The 21,988-nt window shown below is 59.6% G+C and carries 21 protein-coding genes and 1 tRNA gene; 13 read left to right on the top strand and 9 right to left on the bottom strand.

Translation table 11 applies throughout. The annotated features are described in order from the left end of the window. The first annotated feature begins 12 nt into the window (after positions 1–12). From nqrF to nqrM, 3 genes are read left to right on the top strand one after another with little or no spacing between them, the layout of a single operon-like run. Positions 13–1,236 carry an NADH:ubiquinone reductase (Na(+)-transporting) subunit F gene (gene nqrF, locus ACJ8IM_RS18240; RefSeq protein WP_033653337.1) on the top strand — a complete coding sequence of 408 codons (1,224 nt, stop codon included), beginning with the start codon at positions 13–15 and terminating at the stop codon, positions 1,234–1,236. After that, entirely contained in the window at positions 1,237–2,268 is a 1,032-nt protein-coding gene (locus ACJ8IM_RS18235; RefSeq protein WP_033653336.1) for an FAD:protein FMN transferase, read from the top strand. A gap of 7 nt (positions 2,269–2,275) precedes the next feature. Beyond that, positions 2,276–2,503 (top strand): (Na+)-NQR maturation NqrM, encoded by a 228-nt coding sequence (gene nqrM, locus ACJ8IM_RS18230; protein ID WP_004930244.1) that lies wholly within the window; start codon positions 2,276–2,278, stop codon positions 2,501–2,503. Between the two features lie 32 nt (positions 2,504–2,535). Here the strand turns inward: nqrM and ACJ8IM_RS18225 are convergent, their stop codons facing one another. Further along, positions 2,536–3,432, bottom strand: a complete 897-nt coding sequence (locus ACJ8IM_RS18225) for a glycerophosphodiester phosphodiesterase family protein (protein ID WP_033653335.1) — start codon at positions 3,430–3,432, stop codon at positions 2,536–2,538. Between the two features lie 183 nt (positions 3,433–3,615). On the opposite strand from ACJ8IM_RS18225, the gene dinB reads away from it, so the two are divergent. Next, entirely contained in the window at positions 3,616–4,677 is a 1,062-nt protein-coding gene (gene dinB, locus ACJ8IM_RS18220; protein WP_033653334.1) for a DNA polymerase IV, read from the top strand. Positions 4,678–4,719: 42 nt separating this feature from the next. Here dinB and pepD read toward each other — a convergent pair whose 3' ends face one another. Next, positions 4,720–6,180, bottom strand: coding sequence for a beta-Ala-His dipeptidase (gene pepD / locus ACJ8IM_RS18215; protein WP_033653333.1), 1,461 nt, complete (start codon positions 6,178–6,180; stop codon positions 4,720–4,722). A 339-nt stretch (positions 6,181–6,519) separates the two neighbouring features. Between pepD and gpt the strand changes: the two genes are divergently transcribed. From gpt to ACJ8IM_RS18185, 6 genes are all read left to right on the top strand, one after another. Further along, the gene (gene gpt / locus ACJ8IM_RS18210) at positions 6,520–6,978 is read left to right on the top strand and encodes a xanthine phosphoribosyltransferase (RefSeq protein WP_033637215.1); all 459 of its coding nucleotides are present in this window, start codon (positions 6,520–6,522) and stop codon (positions 6,976–6,978) included. 141 nt (positions 6,979–7,119) lie between these two features. After that, positions 7,120–8,367, top strand: a complete 1,248-nt coding sequence (gene frsA, locus ACJ8IM_RS18205; protein WP_033653332.1) for an esterase FrsA — start codon at positions 7,120–7,122, stop codon at positions 8,365–8,367. Between the two features lie 60 nt (positions 8,368–8,427). Continuing rightward, complete coding sequence (crl, locus tag ACJ8IM_RS18200; RefSeq protein WP_004930258.1) at positions 8,428–8,829, top strand: sigma factor-binding protein Crl; 402 nt, start codon at positions 8,428–8,430, stop codon at positions 8,827–8,829. A gap of 116 nt (positions 8,830–8,945) precedes the next feature. Beyond that, complete coding sequence (proB, locus tag ACJ8IM_RS18195) at positions 8,946–10,049, top strand: glutamate 5-kinase (RefSeq protein ID WP_033653331.1); 1,104 nt, start codon at positions 8,946–8,948, stop codon at positions 10,047–10,049. A gap of 9 nt (positions 10,050–10,058) precedes the next feature. Then, positions 10,059–11,312: a glutamate-5-semialdehyde dehydrogenase gene (gene proA, locus ACJ8IM_RS18190; RefSeq protein ID WP_033653330.1), complete on the top strand. Its 1,254-nt coding sequence runs from the start codon at positions 10,059–10,061 to the stop codon at positions 11,310–11,312. A gap of 180 nt (positions 11,313–11,492) precedes the next feature. Continuing rightward, positions 11,493–11,568, top strand: a tRNA-Thr gene (locus tag ACJ8IM_RS18185). Between the two features lie 169 nt (positions 11,569–11,737). Here the strand turns inward: ACJ8IM_RS18185 and ACJ8IM_RS18180 are convergent. Both ACJ8IM_RS18180 and ACJ8IM_RS18175 read right to left on the bottom strand, forming a co-directional pair. After that, positions 11,738–12,865 (bottom strand): MFS transporter, encoded by a 1,128-nt coding sequence (locus tag ACJ8IM_RS18180; RefSeq protein WP_033653329.1) that lies wholly within the window; start codon positions 12,863–12,865, stop codon positions 11,738–11,740. A gap of 140 nt (positions 12,866–13,005) precedes the next feature. Continuing rightward, positions 13,006–14,142 (bottom strand): alpha/beta hydrolase, encoded by a 1,137-nt coding sequence (locus ACJ8IM_RS18175; protein WP_033647518.1) that lies wholly within the window; start codon positions 14,140–14,142, stop codon positions 13,006–13,008. A gap of 187 nt (positions 14,143–14,329) precedes the next feature. Here ACJ8IM_RS18175 and ACJ8IM_RS18170 point away from each other — a divergent pair, with 187 nt between their 5' ends. Beyond that, a complete protein-coding gene (locus ACJ8IM_RS18170; RefSeq protein ID WP_033647407.1) occupies positions 14,330–15,214 on the top strand; it encodes a LysR family transcriptional regulator in 885 nt (294 codons plus the stop codon). A 564-nt stretch (positions 15,215–15,778) separates the two neighbouring features. Continuing rightward, the gene (locus tag ACJ8IM_RS18165) at positions 15,779–15,997 is read left to right on the top strand and encodes a TM2 domain-containing protein (protein WP_015376761.1); all 219 of its coding nucleotides are present in this window, start codon (positions 15,779–15,781) and stop codon (positions 15,995–15,997) included. Positions 15,998–16,047: 50 nt separating this feature from the next. Here ACJ8IM_RS18165 and ACJ8IM_RS18160 read toward each other — a convergent pair whose 3' ends face one another. Further along, positions 16,048–16,575 carry a hypothetical protein gene (locus ACJ8IM_RS18160; RefSeq protein ID WP_033653328.1) on the bottom strand — a complete coding sequence of 176 codons (528 nt, stop codon included), beginning with the start codon at positions 16,573–16,575 and terminating at the stop codon, positions 16,048–16,050. A 486-nt stretch (positions 16,576–17,061) separates the two neighbouring features. Here ACJ8IM_RS18160 and ACJ8IM_RS18155 point away from each other — a divergent pair, with 486 nt between their 5' ends. After that, positions 17,062–18,177: a hypothetical protein gene (locus tag ACJ8IM_RS18155; RefSeq protein WP_229601688.1), complete on the top strand. Its 1,116-nt coding sequence runs from the start codon at positions 17,062–17,064 to the stop codon at positions 18,175–18,177. A 3-nt stretch (positions 18,178–18,180) separates the two neighbouring features. On the opposite strand, the gene ACJ8IM_RS18150 is transcribed toward ACJ8IM_RS18155, so the two are convergent. From ACJ8IM_RS18150 to cybB, 4 genes are read right to left on the bottom strand one after another with little or no spacing between them, the layout of a single operon-like run. Beyond that, positions 18,181–18,885, bottom strand: coding sequence for a hypothetical protein (locus tag ACJ8IM_RS18150; protein ID WP_033653327.1), 705 nt, complete (start codon positions 18,883–18,885; stop codon positions 18,181–18,183). 16 nt (positions 18,886–18,901) lie between these two features. Then, complete coding sequence (locus ACJ8IM_RS18145; protein WP_033653326.1) at positions 18,902–20,077, bottom strand: hypothetical protein; 1,176 nt, start codon at positions 20,075–20,077, stop codon at positions 18,902–18,904. Next, positions 20,074–21,360 (bottom strand): hypothetical protein, encoded by a 1,287-nt coding sequence (locus ACJ8IM_RS18140; RefSeq protein ID WP_033653325.1) that lies wholly within the window; start codon positions 21,358–21,360, stop codon positions 20,074–20,076. Before ACJ8IM_RS18140 ends, ACJ8IM_RS18145 begins: the two co-directional genes overlap by 4 nt. Before the next feature lie 54 nt (positions 21,361–21,414). Next, entirely contained in the window at positions 21,415–21,939 is a 525-nt protein-coding gene (cybB, locus tag ACJ8IM_RS18135; RefSeq protein WP_080289895.1) for a cytochrome b561, read from the bottom strand. Positions 21,940–21,988 lie beyond the last annotated feature (49 nt).

Genomic DNA, 21,988 nt, shown 5'->3' with positions numbered 1-21,988 from the left:
CGGGAAGAATTTATGGAAATTATTTTAGGCGTAGCAATGTTCACCACCATCGTGATGGTGCTGGTGTTGCTGATCCTGTTCGCCAAATCGAAGCTGGTGAACACCGGCGACATCGCGGTGGAGATCAACGGCGATCTGGATAAGAGCTTCCATGCGCCGGCGGGCGACAAGCTGCTCAACGTGCTCTCCAGCCAGGGGATCTTCGTCTCCTCGGCCTGCGGCGGCGGTGGTTCCTGCGGCCAGTGCCGGGTGGTGATCAAAGAGGGCGGCGGCGATATCCTGCCGACCGAGCTCTCGCACATCAACAAGCGCGAAGCGAAAGAGGGTTGCCGCCTGGCGTGCCAGGTGAACGTGAAGCAGAACCTGAAGATCGAGCTGCCGGAAGAGATCTTCGGCGTGAAGAAATGGGAGTGCGAGGTTATCTCCAACGATAACAAAGCCACCTTTATCAAAGAGCTGAAGCTGAAGATCCCGGATGGCGAAGACGTGCCGTTCCGCGCGGGCGGCTTCATCCAGATCGAAGCGCCGGCGCACGATATCAGCTACGCCGACTTCGACGTGCCGCAGGAGTATCGCGGCGACTGGGACAAGTTCAATCTGTTCCGCTACCGCTCGACGGTGAACGACACCACGGTGCGTGCCTACTCGATGGCCAACTACCCGGAAGAGAAGGGCATCATCATGCTCAACGTGCGTATCGCCACGCCGCCGCCGAACAACCCGGACGTGCCGCCGGGCATCATGTCTTCCTATATCTGGTCGCTGAAGGCGGGTGACAAGGTGACCATCTCCGGGCCGTTCGGCGAATTCTTCGCCAAGGAGACCGACGCCGAAATGATCTTCATCGGCGGCGGCGCGGGCATGGCGCCGATGCGTTCGCACATCTTCGATCAGCTCAAACGCCTGAACTCGAAGCGCAAGATCACCTTCTGGTACGGCGCGCGTTCGCTGCGCGAGATGTTCTATGAAGACGACTTCAACCAGCTGCAGGCGGAGAACGAAAACTTCACCTGGCACGTGGCGCTGTCGGATCCGCAGCCGGAAGATAACTGGACCGGCTACACCGGCTTTATCCATAATGTTCTGCTGGAGAACTATCTGAGGAACCACCCGGCGCCGGAGGACTGCGAGTTTTACATGTGCGGGCCGCCGATGATGAACGCCGCGGTGATCAAGATGCTCAAAGATCTGGGCGTCGAAGACGAGAACATCATGCTGGATGACTTTGGTGGCTAAATGCGCGCACTGGCGATGAAGAACTGGCTGACGGGCGTGGCGCTGAGCGCCACCCTGCTGCTGACCGGCTGCGGGCCGGAACAGGTGGACCTGACGGGTAAAACCATGGGCACCTCGTATTCGATCCGTTACGTGGCCGGCGACGATACGCCGTCGGCGCGCGAGATGCAGGCGGAGATCGACAAACGGCTGGAACAGGTGAACGACCAGATGTCCACCTACCGGCCGGACTCCGAGCTGAGCCGCTTCAACGCCAGCCGCGATATTGACCGGCCGTTCCCGGTTTCGCCGGCGACCGCCAAGGTGGTGCGCGAAGCGCTGCGCATCAACCGCGTGACCGATGGCGCGCTGGACGTGACCGTCGGGCCGCTGGTCAACCTGTGGGGCTTCGGCCCGGAAGGGCGGCCGGATAAAGTGCCGAGCGAGGCGGAGCTGGCGCATCGCCGCGCCTGGACCGGCGCCGAAAAACTGTCGGTGCAGGGCAGCGCGCTGGTGAAAAGCATCCCCGAGCTGTATGTCGACCTGTCGTCGATCGCCAAAGGGTACGGCGTGGACGTGGTGGCGGAGTATCTGCAATCGCAACACGTGAAAGACTACATGGTGGATATCGGCGGTGAAGTTCGCACCCGCGGGCGCAACGGCGAGCAAAAGCCGTGGCGCATCGCCATCGAGCGCCCGACCGCCGGTACGCAGCAGCAGGCGCAGCTGGTGATCCAGCCGGGGGAGATGTCGATCGCCACCTCGGGTGACTATCGCAACTACTTCGAGCAGGACGGGGTGCGCTATTCGCATACCATCGATCCGATCACCGGCCGGCCGATCAACCACCGTTTGGTGTCGATCACCGTGCTGAGCCCGGCCTGCATGACCGCCGACGGCCTGTCCACCGGCCTGAACGTGATGGGGCCGGAGCGCGGCATGGCGTTGGCCAATCTGCTCGGCATTCCGGTGTTCATGATCGTGAAAACCGCCGACGGGTTTGAGGAGCGCTATTCCGACGCGTTCAAACCCTATATGAAAAAGCGTTCGTGAGGTTGCTATGTTGACGGTATTCGCCGCCACCTTCGTGTTGTTCCTGCTGATCGTCGGCGGGATGTCGTTGGGTTACGTGTTCAAACGCAAAAGCCTGCAGGGCAGCTGCGGCGGCATCACCGCATTGGGGATGGAGAAAGTCTGCGACTGCCCGGAGCCTTGCGATGCGCGCAAAAAGCGCGAAGCCAAAGCGGCACAGCGGCGCGAGCAGTTGGACAAACACCGCATTCTGTAGCTGTAGCGAAAACCCGGCCTTGGCCGGGTTTTTTACTTCGCCTTGCGGAAGCTTTTTGCCTCGGCCGGTGAGTTGACCATCACGCCGTCGGCGCCCAACGCCAGCGCCTGCTGATAATCCTGCGGCGAGTTGACGCCGAACAGGATGATGTGCGCCGGGCCCTGCGAGCGGAAACAGTCCATCGACTCTTTATCCCAGGTCAGAAACGCCTTCGAACGCCCTTCGCCGAGGGTATATTTCTCCACCACTTCCACCTCGCGCTTCAGCTCCAGCCCGTACCAGCGCGGCTGGCGGTTGTCCGGTTTGACGTCGCACTGGTGCGCCATGGTGACGTTGGCCAGCAGCGTGCGGGTCTCGTCGCGGCTTTCGAAGCGCGGGATGGCCGGCGGCAGCGCCTGCAGGTATTTGGCGTCGGTGGAGTAGACGCGGATGCGGTTCAGGCTGTCGGTGCTTTCCAGCGTCGCCAGCAGTGCCTGGCCAAACTGCGCCGGATCGGCGTCCGGGGATTTGATGTCCAGATAGAAAGTCACGCGCGGGAAGGCCTTCAACACCTCATCCAGCCGCGGAATGCCGATGCCCTGGCCGCGGAACGGGTGCGCATCCCCCTTGGCGAAAGCCCAGCCGGCGTCGATCTCGGCCAGCTGCGCGGCGGTATAGGCAGAGACCGGGCCCTGTCGGTTGGTCAACGTTTTCAGATCCGAAGGGCGATACAGCACGATGACGCCGTCTTTGGATTCTTGCAGGGTGATCCAGATGGCGTCGGCGCCGTTTTTCAACGCGGTTTCGATGGCGATGCGGGTGTTTTCCGGCGCATCGGCGGTGCCGCCGCGGTGGGCGACGATCGCCGGCGCGTGACCGGCGGCGGCGCTGGCCGCCAGCGCGCTCAGCGACAGCGCGGAAGCCAGCAGCAAATGAGAAAATCTGATCATGTAGGGTACCTTTTCGTTGTCGTTGTGGTGAGCCGCACGGGATGGCGGAAATCATACTATTGAAAAATTAAGCTTTTTTAACAACGCGGAAATATCTGGCGGAAACGGCGCTTTCGTCGAACCCTGCGGCCTTGAGCTTTCGGTATCTGACTGTATACTTATACAGTGTTACTGGAGGGTGCGATGCGTAAAATCATTCATGTCGATATGGACTGTTTCTTCGCGGCGGTGGAAATGCGCGACGATCCCAGCCTGCGCGATATCCCGCTGGCGATTGGCGGCAGCGCCGATCGGCGCGGGGTGATCAGCACCGCCAACTACCCGGCGCGGCGCTACGGCGTGCACAGCGCCATGTCCACGGCGATGGCGCTCAAGCTGTGCCCGCACCTCACCCTGCTGCCGGGGCGCATAGCGGCTTACAAAGAGGCCTCGCTGCATATCCGTGAAATCTTCGCCCGCTATACCCCGCTGATCGAGCCGCTGTCGCTCGACGAGGCCTACCTCGACGTGACCGACAGCCCGCAATGCAACGGTTCAGCGACGCTGATCGCCCAGGAGATCCGCCAGGCGATCGCCGACGAGCTGAACCTCACCGCGTCGGCCGGCGTCGCGCCTATCAAGTTTCTCGCCAAAATCGCCTCCGAGATGAACAAGCCGAACGGGCAGTACGTGATCACGCCGGCGCAGGTGCCGGCGTTTTTGCAGCAGCTGCCGCTCAGCAAGATCCCCGGCGTCGGCAAGGTGACCGCCAAGCGCCTGGAAGAGGTGGGGCTTATCACCTGCGCCGACGTGCAGCAATACGATTTGGCGCAGCTGCTCAAGCGCTTCGGCAAGTTCGGCCGGGTGCTGTGGGAGCGGTGTCAGGGCATCGATCGGCGCGAAATCTCTCCTGAGCGGCTGCGCAAATCGGTGGGGGTTGAGCGCACCCTGGCGGAAGACATTCACGACTGGGAAGATTGCGAAACGCTGATTATCGACAAACTCTATCCCGAGCTGGAGATGCGGCTGCGCAAGGTGAAGCCGGATCTGCACATCGCCCGGCAGGGCGTGAAGCTGAAGTTTCAGGATTTTCAGCAAACCACCCAGGAGCACGTGTTCCCGGTGCTGAACCGGCAGGATTTGCTGGAGGTGGCGCGGCAGGCGTGGCGCGAGCGGCGTGAAGGGCGCGGCGTGCGGCTGGTGGGGCTGCACGTGACGCTGCTCGATCCGCAGCTGGAGCGGCAGCTGGCGCTGCCTTGGGAATAAAAAAGCCGGCAAGTCGCCGGCTTTTTGAGTTAAGCGCGCGGCTTATGCGCGCTCAGGGATCGCTTTCAGCAGCGAGGTCAGCAGCTTCCAGTACAGACCGACGCTTTCGATATGCACCTGCTCATCCGGCGAGTGCGGGCCGGTGATGGTTGGCCCGATCGAGACCATGTCCATGTTTGGATACGGCTTTTTGAACAGACCGCATTCCAGACCGGCGTGGATCACCATGATGTTCGGCGTCTTGTCGAACAGCTCCTGATACAGCTCGCGCACCAGGTGCATCACCGGCGAATCGGCGTCCGGCTGCCAGCCCGGGTAGCCGCCCTTCGGCGCCACCTTGGCGCCGGCCAGCTGGCCCAGCGCGGTCAGCATCTCGACCACGTAATCTTTGCCGCTGTCGATCAGGGAGCGGATCAGGCAGATGATTTCCGCTTCGTTTTCGCTGGTGGTGACCACCCCGACGTTCAGCGAGGTTTCCACCACGCCTTTTACCGCGTCGCTCATGCGGATCACGCCGTTCGGCGTACCGTTCAGCAGCGCCAGGAAGCGCTGCTGGCTGTCGGCGCTCAGCGCCTGCGAAGCGCTGGTGGTCGGCTCCAGCAGCACGGTGATGTTCTTCTCTTTGGCGGAGAGTTCGTTCTGCAGCACCGCCAGGAACTCCTGGCTCAGCGCTTTCAGCGCGTCGGCCTTGTCCGCCGGCACCGCAACCACCGCAGAGGCTTCACGCGGGATGGCGTTGCGCAGGGTGCCGCCGTTCAGATCCAGCACGCGCAGGTTCAGCGCCGCCGCATGGGCGAACAGGAAGCGCGCCAGCAGCTTGTTGGCGTTGCCCAGACCGACGTGGATCTCGGCGCCGGAGTGGCCGCCTTTCAGGCCCTTGAGGGTCAGCTTCAGGGTTTGATAACCGGGCGGCACCGCTTCGCGCTGCAGCGGCAGGGTAGTGATGAAGTCGATACCGCCGGCGCAACCCATGTAGATTTCGCCTTCTTCTTCGGAGTCGGTATTGATCAGGATATCCGCCTGCAGCCAGTTCGGCTGCAGCCCGAAGGCGCCGTCCATGCCGGCTTCTTCGGTCATGGTCAGCAGCACTTCCAGCGGGCCGTGCTCAACGCTGTCGTCGGCCAGCACCGCCAGGGCGGAGGCCATGCCGATGCCATTGTCGGCGCCCAACGTGGTGCCGCGCGCTTTCACCCACTCGCCGGCGATATAAGGCTGGATCGGATCCTTGGCAAAGTCGTGCACGGTGTCGTTATTCTTTTGCGGCACCATGTCCAGGTGCGCCTGCAGCGCGACCGGCTTGCGATTTTCCATGCCTTTGGTGGCCGGCTTGCGCAGCAGGATATTGCCGACCCGATCGCGCTCGGCGTGCAGGTTCTTTTCTTTGGCCCAGGTGAGGATGTGCTGCGCCAGCGCTTCTTCATGATAAGAAGGGTGAGGGATAGAACAGATCTTGGCGAAAATATCCCACAGCGGCTGTGGCGAAAGCTGAGACAATTCAGACACTATAAGTCTCCTGTGACGGCAGGCTCCGACAGGACGGGCGTGCCGCGCGGTTAAGGTGAGCGGGTATCTGTGCGTCGTGGCACAATCACCAGAGAATATCACTTTATTTCCGGCGGTGCGCGCACCGTATTGTGCGGTTTAAGCGCTTGATCACACGGCTTCGCTGCGGGAACGTTCGCTTTTTCAGCATCAATCACCGAAAAGCCGCACGGCGGAAATCGCGAGGTTTTCCTCGGTACAACTGGAATTCAACGCGGCCAGTCTCTATAATCTCGCGCAACCTTTTTTCCCCTGAACTATAAAGTAAGCCGCTTCACCAGCCGGCTGGGACACGATTCTATGAGCGAAAAATACGTTGTTACCTGGGATATGCTGCAAATGCACGCACGCAAGCTGGCGCACCGCCTGCTGCCTGCCGACAAATGGACGGGCATCATTGCCGTAAGCCGCGGCGGCCTGGTGCCGGCGGCTCTGCTGGCGCGCGAACTGGGCATCCGCCATGTGGATACCGTCTGCATTTCCAGCTACGACCATGACAACCAGCGCGAAATGAAAGTGCTCAAGCGCGCCGAAGGCGACGGTGAAGGCTTCATCGTGGTGGATGATTTGGTGGATACCGGCGGCACCGCGAAAGCGATCCGCGATATGTACCCGAAAGCGCATTTCGTCACCATCTTCGCCAAACCGGCGGGCCGTCCGCTGGTGGACGACTACGTGGTCGACATCCCGCAGGACACCTGGATCGAACAGCCGTGGGATATGGGCGTCAGCTTCGTTCCACCGATCGGCGGCCGCTAAGCCCAGCCAGTTCCAAGCAAACGCCCGGTGATGCCGGGCGTTTGCGTTATTTTGGTTTCTCCCGCCAGAGTTAGGTACACTACCTCCAGTTAAGTAGGCCTTTTGCGGCCTATCGCCAGATTTACGGAGGCTGTTGTTACCATGGCACAGGCCAACCTTTCTGAAATTCTTTTCAAGCCCAAATTCAAACACCCTGAAACCTCGACGCTGGTGCTGCGCGCGCGCAACAAAGTGAGCGCCGCCATGCATTCCGCGTTGGAAGGCGACACCACCGGCAGCTGGTACCGCATGCTGAATCCGCTGCTGTGGGCCTGGCGCGGCGTCAGCCCGATCGAAATCCACGAAGTGCTGGCGCGCATCGCCGCCTCCGACGCCGAACGCAGCAATCCGCAGCGGCTGGATACCGTGGTGGGCTACCGCAACGGCAACTGGATCTACGAGTGGATCCATCAGGGCATGCAGTGGCAGCAGCGGGCGACGGAGCAGCAGGATCCGCTGCTCGGCGGCCAATACTGGCTGAAGGCCGCGAGCCTGTACAGCATCGCCGGTTACCCGCACCTGAAGGGCGACGAGCTGGCCGAACAGGCGGAGATGCTCGCCAACCGCGCGTACGAAGAGGCGGCGCTACTGCTGCCGTATCAGTTGAAAGAGCTGGAGTTCCGCATCGAAGGCGGCGCCAGCGTCACCGGCTTCCTGCACATGCCGGAGAAGGGCGAAGCGCCGTTCCCGACGGTGCTGATGTGCGGCAGCCTCGATACGCTGCAGACCGACTATCATCGCCTGTTCCGCGACTACCTGGCGCCGCACGGCATCGCCATGCTGACGCTCGACATGCCGTCGATCGGCTCCTCCTGCAAATGGAAGCTGACGCAGGATTCCAGCTACCTGCACCAGCAGGTGCTGATCCAGCTGGCCTCGGTGCCGTGGGTGGATCATCAGCGGGTGAGCGCCTTCGGCTTCCGCTTCGGCGCCAACGTGGCGGTGCGGTTGGCCTACCTGGAGCCGCAGCGGCTGCGCGGCGTAGCCTGCCTGGGGCCGGTGGTGCATCGCCTGCTGTGCGACAGCAGCACCCAACTGAACGTACCGGACATGTATATGGACGTGCTGGCCAGCCGCATGGGCATGGCCAACGCCTCCGACAACGTGCTGAAGGTGGAGCTGAACAGCTACTCGCTGAAAATGCAGGGGCTGCTGGGGCGCCGTTGCCCGACGCCGATGATCTCCGGCTACTGGGAGCGCGATACGCTCAGCCCGAAAGAGGAGTCGCAGCTGATCGTCACCTCCTCGGTGAGCGGCAAGCTGGTCGCCATCCCACGCACCCCGGTTTACGACAGTTTCCACCGGGCACTGCTGCAAATGTCCGGCTGGCTGAAGGACAAAATGCGTTAATTAGTTGCTAAATTTTAACAGTTTGTTAAAAAGAGTGGTCTACATTGAGGAGGTTAGAGAATGACGTTACCGAGTGGTCACCCTAAAAGCCGACTAATGAAACGTTTTGCCAGCTTGGGGCCGTACCTGCGTGAAGGGCAATGTGAAAACGACCGTTTTTTCTTTGATTGTTTGGCCGTCTGCGTCAATGTAAAGCCCGCTCCGGAGAAGCGCGAGTTCTGGGGCTGGTGGATGGAGCTGCAGGCGGAAGAGGCGCGCTTTACCTATTCGTACCAATTCGGCCTGTTCGACAAAGAAGGCGACTGGACGGCGCAAAACATTAAGGATGATGAAGTGAACGCCAAGCTGGAAGACACCCTGCGCGACTTCCATCGCCGCCTGGGCGAGCTGCTGGCGACCATGGAACTGGGGCTGGAACCCGCCGACGATTTCAAAGAAAAACTGATCAAACTCTCCGCCTGACCCCGTTTGACCACGTATTGTGCTGATTTCGCGTTGTGCCTGTTGGCATAACGCGTCTCTCCTGTTACAAAGACCTTTGCACTCTTCTTCTCATCATTACACACGGCAGAAATACTATGAACGGCAGCCAGACATTGGTTGTGAAATTGGGCACCAGCGTGTTGACCGGCGGATCGCTGCGTCTGAACCGCGCCCACATCGTCGAATTGGTGCGCCAGTGCGCGCAGCAACACGCCGCGGGCCACCGCATCGTCATCGTCACCTCCGGCGCCATCGCCGCCGGGCGCGAACACCTGGGCTACCCCGAGCTGCCCGCAACTATCGCTTCCAAGCAGCTGCTGGCGGCGGTGGGGCAGAGCCGGCTGATCCAGCTGTGGGAACAGCTGTTTTCCATTTACGGCATCCACGTCGGGCAGATGCTGCTGACGCGCGCCGATCTGGAAGACCGCGAGCGCTTCCTCAACGCGCGCGACACCATGACGGCGCTGCTGGACAACCGCATCGTGCCGGTAATCAATGAGAACGACGCCGTCGCCACCGCCGAAATCAAGGTGGGCGACAACGATAACCTGTCGGCGCTGGCGGCCATTCTGGCCGGGGCCGACAAACTGCTGCTGCTGACCGATCAGCAGGGCCTCTACACCGCCGATCCGCGCAACAACCCGCAGGCCGAACTGATCCGTGAAGTGCACGGCATCGATGACGCGCTGCGCGCCATCGCCGGCGACAGCGTCTCCGGCCTGGGCACAGGCGGCATGGGCACCAAGCTGCAGGCGGCCGACGTGGCCTGCCGCGCCGGCATCGACGTGGTGATCGCCGCGGGCAGCAAACTGGGCGTGGTGGCGGACGTGATCGAAGGCAAACCGGTGGGCACCCGTTTCCACGCGTTGGAAACCCCGCTGGAAAACCGCAAACGCTGGATCTTCGGCGCGCCGCCGGCCGGCGAGATCACCGTCGACGATGGCGCGGTGGAAGCGATGATGGCACGCGGCAGTTCGCTGCTGCCGAAGGGCATTCGCGATGTGAAGGGCGACTTCTCGCGCGGCGAAGTGATCCGCATCCGCAACCTGGCGGGGCGCGATCTGGCGCACGGCGTCAGCCGCTACAACAGCGACGCGATGCGCATGATCGCCGGGCACCACTCGCAGGAAATCAGCGAAATCCTCGGTTATGAATACGGTCCGGTGGCAGTGCACCGCGACGATATGATTGTCAGTTAAGGAGTGAGCATGCTGGAGCAGATGGGGAAGGCCGCCAAGCAGGCCTCCTGGCAGCTGGCGGTGCTGAGCACGGCGAAGAAGAATCAGGTGCTGTCGGTGATGGCCGACAGGCTGGAAGCCGACAGCGAAGCGATCCTGTTGGCGAACGAACAAGACATGGCGCAGGCGCGCGCCACCGGCATGAGCGAAGCGCTGCTCGATCGCCTGCTGCTGACCCCGGCGCGGCTGGCGGCGATCGCCAACGACGTGCGCCAGGTGTGCCGCCTGAACGATCCGGTCGGCCACGTGCTGGACGGCAACCTGCTGGACAGCGGGCTGAAGCTGGAGCGCCGTCGGGTGCCGCTCGGCGTGATTGGCGTGATTTACGAGGCGCGCCCCAACGTCACCATCGACGTCGCCAGCCTGTGCCTGAAAACCGGCAACGCGGTGATCCTGCGCGGCGGTAAAGAGACGCACAATACCAACCAGGCGACGGTGAAAGTGATCCAGCAGGCGCTGGAACAGTGCGGCCTGCCGGCGGCGGCGGTACAGGCGATCGACAGCCCGGATCGCGCGCTGGTGAACGAGCTGCTGCGCCTGGATCGCTATGTCGACATGCTGATCCCGCGCGGCGGCGCCGGCCTGCACAAGCTGTGCCGCGAGCAATCGACCATCCCGGTGATCACCGGCGGCATCGGCGTGTGCCACACCTACGTGGATGCCGACGTCGATTTCGACAAGGCGCTGACGGTGATTGAAAACGCCAAGATCCAGCGCCCGAGCGCCTGTAACTCGCTGGAAACGCTGCTGGTGAACCGCAGCATCGCCGCCGAGTTCCTGCCGGCGCTGAGCGCCAAAATGGCGGCGGCGGGCGTGACGCTCCACGCGGCGGAAAACGCGCTGCCGCTGCTGCAGGGCTGCCCGGCGACGGTGGTGCCGGTGAACGCGGAGGATTACGACGACGAATGGCTGTCGCTGGATCTGAACGTGTTGCTGGTGGACGATATCGATCAGGCCATCGACCACATCCGCACCCACGGCACCAACCACTCCGACGCGATCCTCACCCGTTCGCTGAGCAGCGCCGAGCACTTCGTGCGCGCGGTGGACTCTTCGGCGGTGTACGTCAACGCCAGCACCCGCTTCACCGACGGCGGCCAGTTCGGCCTGGGCGCGGAAGTGGCGGTGAGCACCCAGAAACTGCACGCCCGCGGCCCGATGGGCCTGGACGCGCTGACCACCTACAAGTGGATTGGCTACGGCGACGATCTGGTGCGCAGCTAAGGCCGGATTGCGGTCATAAAGATGTCAGGGCGCAGCGTGCTGCGCCCTGAGTGTTTTTGGGGGCACGGCAGTATCACTGCTTGCAAAACAACCAAACGCCCCGGCGGCTATTGACTCATTTCGCGCGCAGGTCTACCTTGTTCAACGCACTTCCGGCTTGCCCCGCAGGCCCGGTTCGATGCCGATATAGCTCAGTTGGTAGAGCAGCGCATTCGTAATGCGAAGGTCGTAGGTTCGACTCCTATTATCGGCACCATCCTCTCTTCCTACCACATCCTTGATTATCCCTAAACGCTTCGAATTACAATGAATCGATTGGTTTGTTGTCCGGTAAAATCCGGCGCGCGCGTACTTCTGTTCGGTCTTGAATTTTCGGCTAGCTTTCACTGCCATGGCTGAGAGCTCGTTTGAACAAACTGATTACGCTAGTACGTATTGCTATTTTGACGGGACGTAAGAAACGCCATCGCTACCGCACCAAGAAGTAATAAGCCACTCAAGCCAAAAGTACTTCGCCATCCCAGGCTGTCAAACATCATGCCACCTGCCGTTGAACCAAGGGCAATCGAGAGCTGAATCACCGCAACCATCAGGCCGCCTCCGGCTTCCGCATCCTCGGGCAGCGTGCGTGTAATCCATGTCCACCATCCCGTTGGCGCGGCGGTTGCCAGCATGCCCCAGAGGCCTAACAGCAACGAGACAGCCCAAACGTTATGCCCGGCAAGAATCAGGGCGATGGCAATGACAGCCATCAGCCCAGGAATGGCCATCAGCGTTAGATAGAATTTCCTATTGAGGAATGCCGGGACAACCAGCGTGCCAATAAAACCGGCCACACCGATAACCAGTAAAATTAGCGACAAGCCAGAGAAATCAACCCGCGTCACCAACTCCAGAAACGGACGCACATAGGTAAATAACGCAAACTGCCCCATAAAGAACAGGCCACAAGCCAGCATGCCAATGGAGACAACAGGGCGACTGAACAGGCGCAATACGGATCCGCGTGACGCAGGGTTATTATTGCCGTTCATACCCGGCAGACTCACGCACTGCCAGATAAAGGCCGCGGCCGCGACGGGGACCAGGCACAAGAAAGCGCCTCGCCATCCGATGGTCGCTCCAAGATAGCTACCCAGCGGCGCTGCCACTACCGTCGCCAGCGCATTGCCGGCGTTGAAAATAGCCAGCGCACGCGTAACCTGATGCTGTGGCACCAGACGAATTGCCGTTGCCGCAGACATCGACCAGAATCCACCGATCGCAATACCTATCATCGCGCGGCCTGCCATATACATCAGATAGTTGGAAGCCAGTGCGATAACGAGCCCCGACACGGCCATCAGAATCGTCATCCCCAGCAGTAAGTACTTGCGATTCACATTTCCAGCCAACGTCGAAAGCGTCAGGCTGGTCAGGACGGCCAGCGCGCCGGAGATGGCAATTCCCTGTCCCGCCAGCCCCTCCGTCACGTCTAAATCACGGGCAATCGGCGTAAGCAGGCTGACGGGCATAAATTCCGATGCAATCAGCACAAAGACGCACAGGGTCATGGCAAAAATGCCGCTCCAGTAAGCGGGCTGATTATTCGGTGATGGTGTTTGGCTAAGTGCAGACATAGTCAGATTTCACGGAAGTCAGAATAAAAGCCACCCGCGTAGATAGGCGGCTTTTAATGTTGTCAGTAGAGGGGCTATTTCAGATTGGCTTTGAAAAATTGTTCGAACTTAGCGAAAGGTATTTTACCGGCCGCATTGTCGTACAGGTCCACATGATTTGCACCGGGGACAATCACCAGCTCTTTTTCTTTACTGCCGACCGCCTTATAAGCATCTTCGGCAAAATAGCGTGAATGGGCTTTTTCACCGGTCACGATAAGCGTCGGGATAGTAATTTCACTGGCGTAGCTCAGCAGCGGCATATTCATAAACGACAGGGGCATCGTTGCCGTCCACGCCCCGGTCGAGTTAACGGAGCGTTCGTGGAAACCGCGCGGCATGCGGTAGTAATCAAAGAACTCCTTCAGCACCGGATGCGGATCGGCCGGCAGGGTTTCTGGCAGAATGCGCTCACCCGCGCTGACCTTGCCATTGCTGTCGACGTTAATATCATGGCCACCTCGTGCGAACGTTCCGCTTTCCGCATCCTTCCAGCGTTGTTCATTCAGATACTGCAGAACGGCACGACGGTCGGCGGTCGAATAACGGTCTTTGCCATCACCTACGCCATGGCCCATCGCCCGGCTCATGTCGTACATCACGCTGGTGGCCACCGCTTTGACGCGGGTATCCATCGCGGCGTCGTTTAACGCCATGCCGCCCCAGCCGCAAATGCCGAGCAGCCCAATACGGTTGCGATCCACCTCTTTTTGCAGCCCCAAGAAATCTACCGCCGCGCTGAAATCTTCCGTGTTGATATCCGGCGAGGCGACGTTACGCGGATAGCCGCCGCTTTCCCCCGTATAAGAAGGGTCGAACGCCAGGGTAACAAATCCCTGTTCCGCCAGCGTTTGCGCATACAGGCCGCTGGATTGCTCCTTCACCGCGCCAAAAGGCCCGCTGACGGCAATCGCCGCCAGCTTGCGATCGCCACGATCTTTGGGGAGATAAAGGTCGCCCACTAAGGTGATCCCATATCGATTCTGAAACGAGACCTTACGATGATCGACTTTCTGGCTCTCGGCGAACGTCTTGTCCCATTTATCGATCATCGAAACAGGAGCATTCGGATTGACTGAATCAGCATAACTCATTGTCGTGACTCCACTTAATGATGCGAATAACAGCATGGCAGGCATTGCGGTTTTTAGCGTTCGGGTGAAGGCTTTCATAAAAATCCCCATGAAAAACAAGATAGAGAGACAGGTTTCCTACGGACAACGCTGCTGTGCTTTGTTTTGATGGGCTCATTATAGTGAGCAGAATTAATGCTGATTAGAGGGAGATAATTGCTAAGATTAATACCATATTGTTATAAATTAATGCTGAGACTGGCGTCATTCTTGGGGGAGTAAATCAATGGCAAAAAGGGAGAACTACAATGAGCTCTACCTGTTTATGCAGGTGGTACGGGAAGGCAGTTTTACCGCTGCGGCTCACAGGCTTGGCCTGGCTCAATCGGGGATAAGCCGTTCTGTTCGCGAGCTTGAAGAAAGGTTAGGTGTCCAGCTACTGGTGCGCACCACGCGTAAGCTATCGCTGACGCAAGCGGGTGAGCAGCTCTATCAGAAAACGGAGTCCGGATTTGATACCTTAGATCTTGGGCTTGCGACACTGGCGCATTATCGTGAGACCCCTTCCGGCACGGTCCGCATCAATGCCAGCCAGCACGCGATTGATAAATGCCTGCTGCCAAAGCTTGCGGTATTTAAACAGCGCTATCCTGATATCAGGCTCGAACTCATGAATGAGAGCCGGTTCGTCGATATTATCGAGGAAAGATTCGACGCAGGCGTCCGTCTTGGGCCTGAAGTAGGCCAGGGCATGGTCGCGGTGCGCATTACGCCCGATATGGAGATGGCGATTGTGGGGACTCCTGAACATTTTCGTCGTTACGGTTTTCCACAAAATCCTGCGGATTTAAAGACACATCCCTGTATCGCCTATCAGCTTGCCGACGGCAGCCTATACCAGTGGGAACTCCATCAGGATGATAAAAAAATCACTCATCGGCCGGAAGGGCAATGGGCCTTATCTGACAGCTATATGGAGGCAGAAGCCGCCCGGCTGGGCCTGGGGCTGGCCTATGTTCCTGTCGAGTTGGTTGCCGATGATTTAGAGCGTGGGGTGCTAATCAGGGTATTACAGCGTTACAGCCTGCGAATGGAAGGGTTATTTCTTTATTATCCCCATCGCAATGTATCCCCCGCCCTAAGAATGGTCATTGAGACATTGAAAATTTGAGAGTTGCGATGGCCGCTCCTGCACTGTGCAGAATGGACGGCAAAGCCGCTTGTATAAAGCAGACTTAGTTGACATCAAAATGAATGATGGAAATGAGGTAAACCGATTGGCGAAATACAACGCCGTATGAAGGACGATGCGTCGGGCGATAGGGGCGATCAATATGTAATGGCTGGGTTCAAATAGGCGAACCCTGGTGTACGGTAGGGTGATGGCTGTTAATTGGATAATTAATTGAATTAAATACTAAATTCCGATAGCTAACAGAGAGTGCAATTTTCCTGTCACTCTTTTTTGCAGCGGATTAAATATGGCGTTGTTAATAACTTATGCCTCAGGGATAGTACGGAGGGATAGCGCATAGTCAAATCAATGCGATCTCCCATTTGTCTACCGTTTCGCCGGTTAAACAACCGTTTAATTAATTACTGTTATAATTACCCCCGTTGAGCCTTGCAGGAGTGAATGTTTTTCTCCGTAAGCATTGCGATGCGGCGCTCTCTGGAGCGGCATCCTTTTTTTGGACATGCCGGTGGTTCGGTGAGAAGTAAGGAGAAGTGCACTATGAGCAGAAAAGACAAGCTCGCGGCGGCCCTGCTGGCCATCTTCCTGGGTGGGCTGGGCATTCACAAGTTTTACTTAGGGATGAAGTGGTGGGGACTGTTCTACCTGCTGTTCTGCTGGACGGGGATCCCGGCGATTGTCGGCTTTATCGAAGGCATTATTTATCTGTTCCAATCGGAAGAGAAATTCAATCAGAAATACAATCCTGGTCTGATTTAATGCTTTGCTGACGGCGCTTCCTGTTAAGGGAAGCGCCGTTTTTCGTTCCGTTACTGTTTCTTCATCTTGCCGCGCATTTCTTCACTCATCATTTTATTCGAGCTGGAGATCACGCAGTTATATTGCTTGCCTTGGTTGATGATCATAAAGGTGCTGACCGGATTTTTAAAATCCTTATCGATGGTGAAATAAATATACGCCTGCGATAGTGCGGCCGGTTTAAAGGCGCCGAAGGCATACACATCCGCCAGGCCTAGCGCGGAGAGATCGACCGTCAGTTCCATCGGCTGTTTATCGTTTGGCGATGGGAACATCGATTTGGCCGACATCATCATGGTGCTGCTGTTGATGGTGTAATCGGTTTTGACCTTCATGCCCATATATTTCGATTCCGGCATGGAAAGTTCTTTTTTGCAGGCGGCGTCGTGCTGCGGCGCCGGGCTGCCGTTTTCCATCACGGCGTGCACGTGTTCCAGCGTCACTTCCGCGTTGCCGGTGGTAGGCTGCGCATCGGCCGCGTAAGCCGCGCCGCTGAAGGCGGCCACAGAGGTAAGGATAATGCCTGTAACGATTTTCATTGTCGCTCTCCGAAATGCTAATAATGATATTAATTGCGGTGTGTAGTCTATTGGCCTGATAAAACGCAAAGTTACTCGTTCCGTGGAGATCAAATATCCTCGGAATTTTTATAGTAAAGAGTGTTTCACCCACGCGGTGCGCGAGGTTGGTTTAATTATCTTGAGAGCCTTGCTCTTTTGTTTTTCAGTATGTTTACCTGCATATAAAGAGTATGTCTAAACATAGTCAATGTTTAGAATATGCACAAATTATTGCGGTTTTTTCCCGCTTTAATTCTTTGCATTTTAATACGGGTTTAAATATTGCATTGAGATACAGAGAGTTATCTTTTCTACGTTAAAATCACTCAGTGAAGCGTTATTTATGTGATCTTCATGGTCACAGAAATAATGCTGAAATTATTGCCTTTCTATTTAACGGCTAATTATTCATGGCATAGGCTTCAACCCCGCTAACCGCCTGCGCTAGAATCAGGCGGTTTGCTCTTGAAAAAGGATATCGTCATGGCCGCCTGGGCCTTTTTGATCGTCGGTTGGCTGTTGATTTGGCGGGATTACCCGATTTTCGGCGCGTTGTGCATCGCGCTGTTCGCCGTGCTGCAATGGGCCAAATACGCCGCAAAAGGCGTGCAAAACCCCGAAGAGGCCGCAGAGTGGCGCAAGACCGACTGGCGTTCGCAGCCGATTGAAATGGCGCACGCCGGCGACAGCGACCGGCAGATTGGCGGCGTGGGGGAGCTGGGCATGGGCGGCCCCAATTTTTGGACGCTGCTGCTGCGCGACGGAGCGATTGTGCATGGCGCCTGTGCGGCGCCGCAGGACGTGGACGGCGGCAGGTTGCGCCTGATCCCGACCCGCAGCCGCGAGGGTGAGGGGCTGACGGTCTACGAACCTGCCGCCCGGGCGATGTACGCGCTGCCTGCGCTGACCGATCGCGAGCTGGAAGCAGTGGCCGGCGGTTCCGCCGAGGCGCTGGCGTGGCTGCGGGCGAGCTGTCGGCAGGCGGTGGCCACGCCGCTGCGTCAGGTGCGCGGTCTGTGGGTGCCGCAGTGGGCAGAGGATCCGGCGGATCGTCTGGAGATCGCCTTGCCCAGTGGCCGCGCGCTGGCGGCGCGCTCGACGTTACCGGCGGATTTGCGCCATGCGGACGATCCTGCCGCGCTGCTGCACGCGCCGCCTTATGAGCTGTTGCTGGATAACCGGCCGACCGATCGCTTGGTGTGCGATCTCGAACGCGTGGCGGAATCGCCGACGGGCGACGGCTTGAGCGTCGGCGGCTGCCAGTTCCGCGGTGAGCATATCGTCGATGGTCTGTACCATCTGTACTTCGCCGGCGAGTGGTTCAGCCTGCTTTCCTACGCGCACAAACCCGCGGGCGGGCGCGGTTCGGACACCACCTTTTTTGTCGAGCGGGTCGAGCCGCAAGACGGCGGCGTATTCGTGATTGAATGGGATGCCTACAGCGTGGGGCCCGACGGGCGTGCGCCGCGCGTAGCGGCGCCGCCGGTCTTGGTTATCGCAGTAAGCTGGCAGGACGCGCCGCTGCGGCTGCCCACGGCCAATAACCGCGTGACCGTGCGCTTGCCTAACGCCACGGCGTAAGGCTTAAGGCAGCACCCTGACTTCGCCGTTGTGCAAGGTCAGCACGGCGATCGGGCTGCCGGGGAAGCACTCCCTAAAGATCCAGTCGCTGGGCCGAAACGCCGCCGCAGGCAGCCCGGCCTGCCACTCTTCCCACTGCGGGGCCGGCTTATCCGGCGGTAAAGAGAAAGAGACCAGCCAACCCGCTTCGCAGTGCACCCTTTGGCCGCTCGGGCGGGTAAAGGTGTGCGCGCTCGCCAGCTCCATTACCGGCGGTAAAACCTCGAAGGCAATGATCGGCACGCCGGCCACGCTCTGCGGCCGAGGAAAACGCACGGCGGTCACGCCGTCCATCGTGATGGGGCTGTCTTCGGTGCCGGGCAGGCGCGGTTCCTGCCGGTTTACCCAGCTGCCTTTCGTCAGCGTGATTTCACCGAACGGTTTGGCTTCGTCGAGCGTCAGGTAGCTGCGCCGATTCCAGCGTTCTTCCGCCCGCTGGCTCTTGAGATCCTGGATGGCGATGTCGATCAGCATCAGCACGAACGCCACCGGGTAGATCGCCAGCGCCGAGGCCAGCAGATAGCCGCCCCAGGAAAGCGGCGGGCGTGGGCGGCCGCAGCGGGCAGAAGCGTAGCGCCAGCCCCACCAGGCGAGCAGGATGCCGGCGAGCAGCAGCGCCAACAACAGCGCCACCAGCCCTGCAACGCCGGCGCCATAACCTAACAGCATGGCAAGTTCCTCATGTTCACGGCGTGGTGGAACGGTAGCGAACGAAGTAGGGCAGCGCCGGGGGCTCCCCGTCATCGCCATAGTGGCTTTCCGGTTCGATCACGGTTTGGCGTGCGTCGTCGCGCCCGTTGTAGCGGTACTCCAACGGCTGGCGGTAGCGCACGTCGGATGAGCGCAGATCGAAAATCAGCGAAAGGCGCGCATCGCCGTTATCCGTTTGGGTGACCAGCTTGTCGTTGCCTGCCCACAGCTGATACAGCGATTTATCGCCGGTCTCCAGCAGCACCTTCAACTGCCCGTCGGATTGATAACGCAGGAGCTGATACAGCCCTCTTTCCAGCGTCTGTGCGATCAGGTAGATGCCGCCATCCGGGGCCTGCGCGCTTTCCGTCACGCGCACCGTGAGCCAATGCGGTTCGGCCACCTCGCCGGTTTTGCCGTTAACGGCGATGTGCAAGGCGCCGGAGCCGAGCACCGGATTCATCCAGAACAGCACGCGATCGCCGTCAACGGCGGTAAAGATCTCGGGTATGGATTTGCGCTTGCCGGAGGCGTAAGCCGTCGGTGAGTCCTCCTCGCCGCGCTCAAAACCCAGCAGCTGTCGCGCTTCCAACAGCGCCGGCAGATTCAGCGTTTGCCGCCAATGGGCGCCAAAGTCCGGGCTGTAGAATACGCCTTCGGTGCTGATGAGATACAGCGCGCGTTTACCCGGCAGCGCCACCAGTTTGCCGCCGATAAAGGAAGGCCGGTTGTCGTCGCCCTCCGGCCAAGGGATCAGCGCTCCGATGGTGCCCTGTTTCACATCGACCAGCCGGCGCCCCTTGGACAGAAAAAGCACGCACTCTTGCCCGCCGCAAACCGCATTGTGGATAGACTCGTCGAGTTCCCCCAGCATCTGCAATCCCTGCGGGCCGCTGAACAACACCTGGCTGAGATAGTTGGCCGCCCAGCCGTAAAAGCTATTGTAGGCCCCGCGCTCACTCCTTTTGCTGATGAGCAGCAGGGCGCCGTCCTGCGCCGGGTAGCTGTCGATGAGATCGTAATGGGCTATCGTCGGCAATGCTTCGTCGCTCTGGGTCCATTGCCACTGCGCATAGCGTTGTTCAGGGGCGAGGAAATAGACGCCCAGCGCGCTGGCCAAAAACAGCGTCAGGATAATAAGGGGTCTTTTATAAAGCGCTAACGTCATCATTTCAGCTCCGTCACCTGATCCTGCCGCCATAACCTGCGGCGCAGATTGCGCAGGTATTTAAACGTTTTAAACGTGCGGTGCTGGTCAAAAGAGTAAAGGCGGCAGATCTGGGCGAAGCCCTCGATCAACAGCGCGAGGCCGCTGACCATCAGCATCATTAAGAGAAGAATCGGTGGCAATTCGCTGCCGAGACGCTGCAGGGTCCAGGCATCCAGGTAAAAGCCCGCCGGGGTATCGGCGTTATCCGCCACCGCCAGGCCGAGCACAAAGCACGTCACGATCGCGCCGAGAATGAAGACAACGCGCGCGCACAGGTTAAGGCCGGATTCGGTGAAGTAGCGGCGGCCGCCGATGAGGTAGGTCTGGCGATCGCGGTGGTTGATGATCCCACGCACCGTAGGCAACTCGGGGACGGTGTCGTTCTCGCAATACAGCACCTGCAACGGATCGCCTTTGGCGATGAAAAGCGGATGTTGCCGACGAAATACCGGATGCAGTTTGGTATTGGGGACGTTGAGCGCGCGGGTCGTCAACGCGAAGTGCGTCTCCTTCTGGCGCCACGCATAGGTGTCCAAATACTGCACCTGGCGCGGGATCTCATAGTGGAGGAGTTCGTAGCTCAGGGCGTTGACCGTCTCGATGCCGGAGGCCTCGACGCCGTCGGGGAGGGGGACGTCGGTTTGCTGCGCTGCGGGCACTGACGCGGCGTCTGCACTGACGGCCCGGTATTTGATGCCGGGGATTTTCAGGCTGAGCGATCCGGGCGGCGTGACGTCTTGCCCCTGCAGCACGCGATCCAGCGCCTTGAGCAGGCGCCTGCGGCCGCGATGCCCGATCAGCAGCAGCTCCGAACCGACGAACAGCACCATGCCGATGCCGACAAGGCCGGCGATTACGGCGATAAAGAACAGAACGATGGTCAGCCAGGAATCTTCCCCGTCCATGATGAAAAAGGCTGCCGGAAAACCGCCGGCCAGCGCCGCGCCCAGCACCAGCAGGGCGAAGTATTTCAGCTTGTATTTCAGCGTTCTGTCGGGCTCCAGCCGGCCTTTTGTCTCGTGCAGCAGCCAGTGCAGCCAGTAGCTGCCGTCCTGCAGGCGATGGGCGCCAATCTTCACCCGATCGCCGGCAGCGAGCGTGGCCAGCAGATTTTCGCTGTCGCTGAAGTCGTCACGGTAAAAAAAGAACGTTTGGCCGGCGGCGATGATCCTCACCAGATTGTCCGGCGCCGTCTGTTGGCAGGCACATTGTTCGACGGTCACATTAAAAAATTGGGTTTGCATGTCATTCCCTGTCGGCGGGCGTGGCCCGAAAATTCATCCCTGGCGCCAAATTATTCAGCGCTTTTTCATCAACGGCAGCATGCGCACCAGCGCATTGTCCTTGACGATGTAGTGGTGAAACAGCGCGGCGGCGGCATGCAGGCCGATCAGCCAGTAGCCGAATGACGCCAGCTTTTTGTGCCAGCCGATAATCATCCGCGCCTGCGGCCGATCGGCCACGTCGGCGAACGGCATCGGCAGGCCGAACAGATACCACTCCTTGCCGCCCAGATAGCGCGAATACACCCCCAGCACCGGCAGCGTCAACAGCAGCAGGTAAATCAGGGTGTGCGTCAGGTGCGCCAGGCCGGTTTGCCACTTCGGTGGTTTGGGCGCGATGGCGGGCGAAGGGTGGCGCCAACGCAGGAACAGGCGGGCGATCATCAGCGCGAACACCGTTACGCCGCAGCTGAAGTGGGTGACAACCAGCACGTACCAGGGGGCGCTGCCCGGTTCGGCAAAGCCGCGCAGCTCGATGGTGACGCAGGTGATGACCAGCAGGATCGCCACCAGCCAGTGCAGGCGAATTTGCCACGGCATGTAGGTGTTCTGCACCGGGTTGCCTTTTGATGTTAAAGGGTCTGTGCGC

The sequence above is a fragment of the Serratia sp. CY33525 genome (genome assembly GCF_052169115.1).
GTDB classification, from domain to species: Bacteria; Pseudomonadota; Gammaproteobacteria; order Enterobacterales; family Enterobacteriaceae; genus Serratia; species Serratia sarumanii.
The sequence above is the reverse complement of the archived record's forward strand: the minus strand, read 5'-3'. Positions and strand labels throughout refer to the sequence as shown.